General features: G+C 41.4%; 5 protein-coding genes. 4 read left to right on the top strand and 1 reads right to left on the bottom strand.

Annotated elements, in window-relative coordinates:
• Positions 1-112: 112 nt before the first annotated feature.
• Positions 113-586 carry a DUF2161 family putative PD-(D/E)XK-type phosphodiesterase gene (locus ABZA00_RS15765; protein ID WP_372883109.1) on the bottom strand — a complete coding sequence of 158 codons (474 nt, stop codon included), beginning with the start codon at positions 584-586 and terminating at the stop codon, positions 113-115.
• A 293-nt stretch (positions 587-879) separates the two neighbouring features.
• Here ABZA00_RS15765 and glyQ point away from each other — a divergent pair, with 293 nt between their 5' ends.
• From glyQ to ABZA00_RS15745, 4 genes are all read left to right on the top strand, one after another.
• The gene (gene glyQ / locus ABZA00_RS15760; protein WP_372883108.1) at positions 880-1,788 is read left to right on the top strand and encodes a glycine--tRNA ligase subunit alpha; all 909 of its coding nucleotides are present in this window, start codon (positions 880-882) and stop codon (positions 1,786-1,788) included.
• A gap of 11 nt (positions 1,789-1,799) precedes the next feature.
• A complete protein-coding gene (glyS, locus tag ABZA00_RS15755; protein ID WP_372883107.1) occupies positions 1,800-3,866 on the top strand; it encodes a glycine--tRNA ligase subunit beta in 2,067 nt (688 codons plus the stop codon).
• A 168-nt stretch (positions 3,867-4,034) separates the two neighbouring features.
• Complete coding sequence (locus tag ABZA00_RS15750; RefSeq protein ID WP_372883106.1) at positions 4,035-5,297, top strand: valine--pyruvate transaminase; 1,263 nt, start codon at positions 4,035-4,037, stop codon at positions 5,295-5,297.
• A gap of 306 nt (positions 5,298-5,603) precedes the next feature.
• On the top strand, positions 5,604-6,524 hold the full coding sequence (locus ABZA00_RS15745; protein WP_372883105.1) for a LysR family transcriptional regulator: 921 nt from the start codon (positions 5,604-5,606) through the stop codon (positions 6,522-6,524).
• Positions 6,525-6,862 lie beyond the last annotated feature (338 nt).

Here is a 6,862-nt window from a genome sequence, read left to right as displayed (position 1 = left end):
TCTTTCAAAAGAGAGTAATAGATCAAAAAGAGAGATCGGGGTCAATCGTTTTTTTATTTTTTTTCTAATATCTGAGAATTGTGAAACTCAGATCACTATTTTGTTCTGAATCTTAATAATTATTTAGGTGCGGAATGACAGTTGTAGAGCCCCCTTTCTGAGTATCACCGACACGTGTTGAAAACTCTTTTAATAAGCTATTTTGTTTACTCCTGTTTTTACGCGGTGTGTAGTCTTTGGGATCGTTAATTATTTCAACATACTGCTGCTCTTTTTGGATATCAACGACAATCAGGCCCAACCCTAAACGGGCGATCAGTTTTTTGACTCTGGATCTCTGTTTTTTGTAAACAGTGCAGTGTTTCGGGATCGCAATATAGACGGTATCCGCAAGAGTAAAACGTTCAACAGCCTGTAATAATAGGGTGATATTCAGACTTAATTTAAGCTCTATAATGATGATTGAATCCTCTTTTAAGGCAACGATATCGCAATTTTTTATTTCCCCCTTTACTTTATAACCCAAATTAACTAAAAAGGTTTTAATCGGGAAATACAGGTCGTTTTCTTTAAATTTTGTCGTCATAGGCTCTTATTCTGTCGGAATGACTTAATCTGCTGATTATACAAAAAGCTGCTGAAAAGTGCGGATTTTACTGCCGGGCTTATTTATTTTCAATAAATCGGCCTAACTGTGAGTGTTTACTTTCTCTTTTAGCGCCATAGTAATTATATTGAACTGTATGGCGATTGGCTTCTCAATCATTAACTCTGACTATTGACTGCAAAGTTGACTATGTAACTGATTGCCATTGGTATAATAGCCCTCAATAGGTATAATAGATTTCATTTTTTTCTAACCAACTCGAAGCCGAAATCATGCAAAAATTCGATACAAAAACATTCCAAGGGCTAATTCTTGCATTGCAAGATTTCTGGGCTCGCCAAGGTTGTGCCATTGTTCAACCACTTGATATGGAAGTGGGTGCCGGTACATTCCATCCACAAACATTCTTACGTTCAATTGGCCCTGAGCCGATGAACAGCGCTTACGTACAGCCATGCCGCCGTCCGACCGATGGTCGTTATGGCGAAAATCCAAACCGCTTACAACACTATTATCAATTTCAGGTGGTATTAAAGCCATCTCCTAAAAACATTCAGGATCTGTATCTGCAATCGCTTGAAGAGATTGGTATCGATACCTCTATCCATGATATCCGCTTTGTGGAAGATAACTGGGAATCACCGACGCTTGGCGCATGGGGATTAGGCTGGGAAATCTGGCTAAACGGCATGGAAGTAACACAGTTTACTTATTTCCAGCAGGTTGGCGGCCTGGAATGCAGCCCGGTTACCGGTGAAATCACTTATGGTTTAGAGCGTATTGCAATGTACGTGCAGGGCGTTGAAAGTATCTACGATCTGGTTTGGACTGATGGTCCGATGGGTAAAGTAACCTACGGTGATATCTTCCATCAAAACGAAGTTGAACAATCAGCTTATAATTTTGAGCACGCCGATGTTGATGCGTTATTTGCGCAGTTTGATCAGTGTGAAAAAGACAGCCAAAAGCTTATTGATGCCGGTTTAGCGCTTCCTGCATATGAACAGGTGATGAAAGCATCTCATGTTTTCAACCTGTTAGATGCACGTCATGCTATCTCTGTGACTGAACGTCAGCGTTACATTCTTCGCGTGCGGACATTATCAAAAGCAGTGGCTGAAGCTTATTATGCTAAGCGTGAAGCGCTTGGTTTCCCACTTTGCAAAAACCTAGTTAAATAGAGGCACGTTTCATGTCACAAGAAAATTTATTGATTGAACTGGGTACTGAAGAGTTACCACCAAAATCATTACGTAAACTTGCTGAATCATTTGCAGGTAACGTTGAAGCCGAATTAATAAAAGCGGAATTATCCTTTGATAACGTTCGCTGGTTAGCTTCTCCACGCCGTTTAGCTTTAATCGTGGCTAATTTATCAGCTGCACAAGCGGATAAAATAGTCGAAAAACGTGGTCCGGCAGTGAATGTTGCCTTCGATGAGCAGGGGCAAGCGACTAAGGCCGCACAAGGCTGGGCTCGTTCAAACGGTATTACTGTCGAGCAGGCGGAACGTCTGATCACCGATAAAGGCGAGTGGTTATTATTTAAATCTGAAGTACAAGGCTTATCTGTAACGCAACTGATTCCGGAAATCGCGGCCAGTGCGCTTGCCAAATTACCTATTCCTAAACCTATGCGTTGGGGAGCAGCAAGTACCCAGTTTATCCGCCCTGTTCATACTGTTACCATGCTATTTGGTGCACAGTTAATTCCAGGTGAGTTATTAGGCATTGAATCTGATCGGACTATCCGTGGTCACCGCTTCTTAGGTGAAGCAGAAATCATCATCAATCATGCCGATCAGTATGAATCTCTGCTGGATGACAGCGGTAAAGTGATTGCAGATTATGAACGACGTAAAGCGATCATCCGCGATCAGGTTGAAGCGTTAGCAGCTCATGAAAATGGCGTTGCAGCAATTGATGATAACCTGCTTGAAGAAGTAACGTCATTAGTAGAATGGCCGGTGACCCTGGTGGGCTCATTTGAAGAGAAGTTCTTAGATGTGCCTTCTGAAGCCCTGATCTACACCATGAAAGATAACCAGAAGTACTTTCCGGTATTGGATAAACAAGGCAATCTATTACCACGCTTTATTTTTGTATCCAACATTGTCAGCCGCGATCCGGCACAGGTGATCAGTGGCAATGAAAAAGTGGTTCGCCCGCGTTTAGCCGATGCGGAATTCTTCTTTGAAACAGATAAGAAAAAAACCTTAGCAAGCCGTCTGGAATCCTTATCCAGTGTTTTATTCCAGCAAAAACTCGGTACGCTGAAAGAAAAATCTGAGCGTATTGCCAATATTGCTGAAGATATCGCTCTGCAGATTAAAGCCGATACTAAGCATGCTTTCCGTGCCGGCCTGTTGTCCAAAACAGACTTAATGACTGAGATGGTAATGGAGTTTCCTGATGTTCAGGGGATTATGGGGATGTATTACGCCCAGCATGATGGCGAAGATAACGAAGTTGCGATTGCCCTAAACGAGCAGTACTTACCCCGTTTTGCCGGTGATAAATTACCAACCTCTTTAGTAGCATGCTGTGTTTCCTTAGCGGATAAGCTTGATACGCTGGTGGGTATTTTTGGTATTGGTCAGGCGCCTAAAGGGGCAGCGGATCCATTTGCATTGCGCCGTGCTGCTATTGGTCTGTTACGCATCATTACCGAAAAAAACCTCGACCTTGATGTAGTGGTCTTAACTGAAATTGCGAAAGTGCAATACGGTAAGAAATTAACCAACGTTAACGTAGTACAAGATGTTGTGGATTTCTTATTTGCACGATTCCGTGCGACTTATCAGACAAATGGTTATTCCGTAGAGCTGATTCAATCTGTACTGGATCGTCGTCCGACTAAGCCGGTTGACTTTGAAAAACGTATTCAGGCGGTTGCCAAGTTCCAGACTCTGCCGGAAGCTGCACCAATTGCTGCTGCCAATAAACGTATCAGTAATATATTAGCTAAAGTAAAAGGTGAGATAAGTGCCGAAATCGACACTTCTTTGCTGCAGGAGCCTGCTGAAATTGCATTGTCTGAAATTTTAGGCTCTCTAGAATCAAAGCTAAGCCCTTTATTTGAGCAACTAGACTACGAGTCAGCCTTGTTTGAACTTGCCACTCTGAGAGCTCCTGTGGACGAATTCTTTGACAACGTCATGGTTATGGCGGAAGATCCTGCCGTAAAACAGAATCGTCTTGCTATTTTAGCCCGTTTACGTAATTTGTTTTTACAGGTTGCTGACGTCTCTGTTTTATAAATAGGAGAGAATTCTCCCTTGCTGCTGGTTGCTGCCGGCAGCAAATATTATGAAAAAGCTCAGTTTATGCTGGGCTTTTTTGTTTCACGTGAAACAGCTAATCATTGCTTATTTAGATAATTGTTTCATGTGAAACAATTATCTAAATAACAAACTAAAGGAACGATAATGCCCTACTCAATATTTGGAAATAAATTTACTCAACATTCAGGTATTACTGAATTAATGGATGATCTCAATGAAGGTATCCGCGGAGGCGATGATATTTTAATGTTGGGTGGAGGTAATCCCGCTGCCATTCCGGAAATTCAACAGCGTTTAACAGAGTTGATGCAGGAGTTGTTAACGCAGGGGAAATTGACCAATACATTGGCAAATTATGATGGTCCGCAAGGAAAAAACAGTTTCATTAATGCGCTGGCGGATCTGTTTAATGAACTCTATGGCTGGAATTTAACGTCGGAAAATATCATGTTAACCAACGGCAGTCAGAATGCATTCTTTTATCTGTTTAACCTGCTCGGCGGCAATTTCAGTAATGATAAAAAGAAAAAAATCCTTTTTCCATTGGCCCCTGAATATATTGGTTATGCTGATGCAAGTGTTTCCGAAGATGCTTTTATTGCCGTTCGTCCGAAAATAACCGAACTGCAAAATGGTTTTTTTAAATACCATGTCGACTTTGATGCGCTTAAGGTTGATAAAGATGTGGGCGCTATTTGTGTTTCACGGCCAACTAATCCAACCGGCAATGTTTTAACCGATGAAGAGATACAGCATCTGGATTGTCTGGCCAGAGAGAATAATGTACCACTCATTATTGATAACGCTTACGGTACTCCTTTTCCAAATATAATATTTGCTCAAGCGACGCCATTCTGGAATGAAAACACGATATTATGTTTAAGTTTATCAAAGTTTGGTATGCCTGGTGCACGCTGCGGTATCGTTATCGCTAATCCGACTATTATCAAAGCGATGTCTAATCTGTCCGGTATTATGGCCTTGTCACCTGGCGGGATTGGTCCGGAAATAGCCTTACCTTTAGTGAAAACAAAAGAGATAATTAAGTTAAGTAACGATGTTATTAAACCCTTTTATCAGGCTAAAGCAGAAAAAGCAGTGGCATTATTACAATCAAAAATAAACACACCCTGCTTCAAAATACATAAAGCCGAGGGCGCATTATTTCTCTGGTTATGGTTTAAAGATCTGCCGATCAGTTCAAATGAGCTATACAAAAGATTAAAAGAGCAAGGTCTGCTGGTGGTCTCCGGACATTACTTTTTCCCGGGATTAGATCAGGGGTGGCAGCATACTCAGGAATGTATTCGCCTTAATTACGCTCAGGAAGCGAGTGTTGTGGAGCGCGGTATTACCATTCTGGCTGATACTATTAACGCCTTATATGAAGAATCAGAGAGTAAATAAAAAAGATTAAGTTGCAGGCGTTAACTAAGTTAGCGCCTCTTTTATATTGTCGCTCTTTTGTTCCACGTGGAACATATTTTCAAGCAAGCATTTACCAGGATAAACTACCATTTTTTAGTTATCTGTTTTTGACAGACTAAACCCTCTATTATATCCGCACTGTTTTTAATCCCGATAGCCAGCTATTAATCAAATAGCTTGTTATTATCGGGTTAAGCTATGCAGTTTTTGTTCATGTAATTGAGCTTAATGGTATAAAAGTGATGCTACATCTGGATTTATTCCAATATAAAATAGGGAAATATGATGGAACTGAAAACCTTAAAGAGCTTTGTGGCTGTGGCGGCATTGAAGAGCTTTTCTGCGGCAGCAAGGGAGCTTTATACCGTGCAGCCGGCAATCAGCCGTCATATTACCGCATTAGAAGATGAGCTGGGGGTCAAACTGTTCTTTCGTAACTCCAGAGAGGTGGTGATAACAACAGCCGGTGAACAGCTATTGAGCGAGGCGATTGACCTGCTTAGGCGCGCTGAGTTGGCTAAAGAACACGTTGTTAAAACCTATCAGGGGGAGATTGGCTCATTAACCATTGCTTATATGGGGGGAGCCACGCTTTCTTTTATTCCTGATCTGGTTCGCCACTACTCATTACGTTACCCCAAAGTTGATATTAATCTTGTTGAGATGACCGCATCGGAGCAGATTGAGGCATTTGAACAAAACAAAATTGATCTCGGGTTTTCCCGCCCTATGCCCAAACTGATTGCAGCTGATTATCAGGCTATCGATATCTATATCGATAGCCTGACAGCTATCCTTCCGGATAATCACCCACTTGCCAAAAAAGCATCGCTTAACTTATCTTCTTTGCAGGATGAACCTTTTGTGTTATTTGCGCGCTCCGAAGCAGTAGGTATTTTTGACGCAATTATCAGTTTATGCCAGCAGGAAAACTTTTCACCGTTTATCAAAAACCAACCCAAACAGATGCAGACCTTACTCACTCAGGTAGCGGCAGGTATTGGTGTTTCAATTGCCCCCCATTCGATAAGAAAATTGGCGAGTAGCGGTTGCCGGTTTATTACGATTAAAGGGGTTTCTCCCAATATCCCTCTACTGTTGCATTACAAGAAGCACCGCTTTTCACCCAGTGCAGAAGCTTTTACAAAGGTCGTTATTGAGGCAATTCCCGCTATTCAGCAGGCCATGTCTGAGAAACAAAATTAATGAATATTATTGTCAGTTTGGGGGGGCTGGCAGCTTGTCGGGATTGTGTATTGCAATGAATATTCATAATCTGTTGAATCAAAAGTTTGCTAGCAACAATACAATATCTGTATAGCAGTAATGATAATTGGTTATTTTTGTTACTTACTTATGGCACGTACTATAAGGTTATTCGAAGTTATACCAAATCCGATAACTATCTACTCATTTATACTTGCTAAAATGAATGCTAGCTAGACATAAAACTACGTTTTAGTCTTTGTTATTGATTTGATTCAGAACGTCCTGTTCTTCACCACCTTGTGGCCAGCTAAAGCTGTTCAAAATCGTTCCATACG

This window comes from Psychromonas sp. (genome assembly GCF_041586535.1).
GTDB lineage: Bacteria > Pseudomonadota > Gammaproteobacteria > Enterobacterales > Psychromonadaceae > Psychromonas.
The sequence above is the reverse complement of the archived record's forward strand: the minus strand, read 5'-3'. Positions and strand labels throughout refer to the sequence as shown.

Coding starts and splice junctions, on each gene's coding strand:
- ABZA00_RS15765 (WP_372883109.1), bottom strand. CDS start 586: ATGACGACAAAATTTAAAGAAAACGACCTGTATTTCCCGATTAAAACC.
- glyQ (WP_372883108.1), top strand. CDS start 880: ATGCAAAAATTCGATACAAAAACATTCCAAGGGCTAATTCTTGCATTG.
- ABZA00_RS15750 (WP_372883106.1), top strand. CDS start 4,035: ATGCCCTACTCAATATTTGGAAATAAATTTACTCAACATTCAGGTATT.
- glyS (WP_372883107.1), top strand. CDS start 1,800: ATGTCACAAGAAAATTTATTGATTGAACTGGGTACTGAAGAGTTACCA.
- ABZA00_RS15745 (WP_372883105.1), top strand. CDS start 5,604: ATGGAACTGAAAACCTTAAAGAGCTTTGTGGCTGTGGCGGCATTGAAG.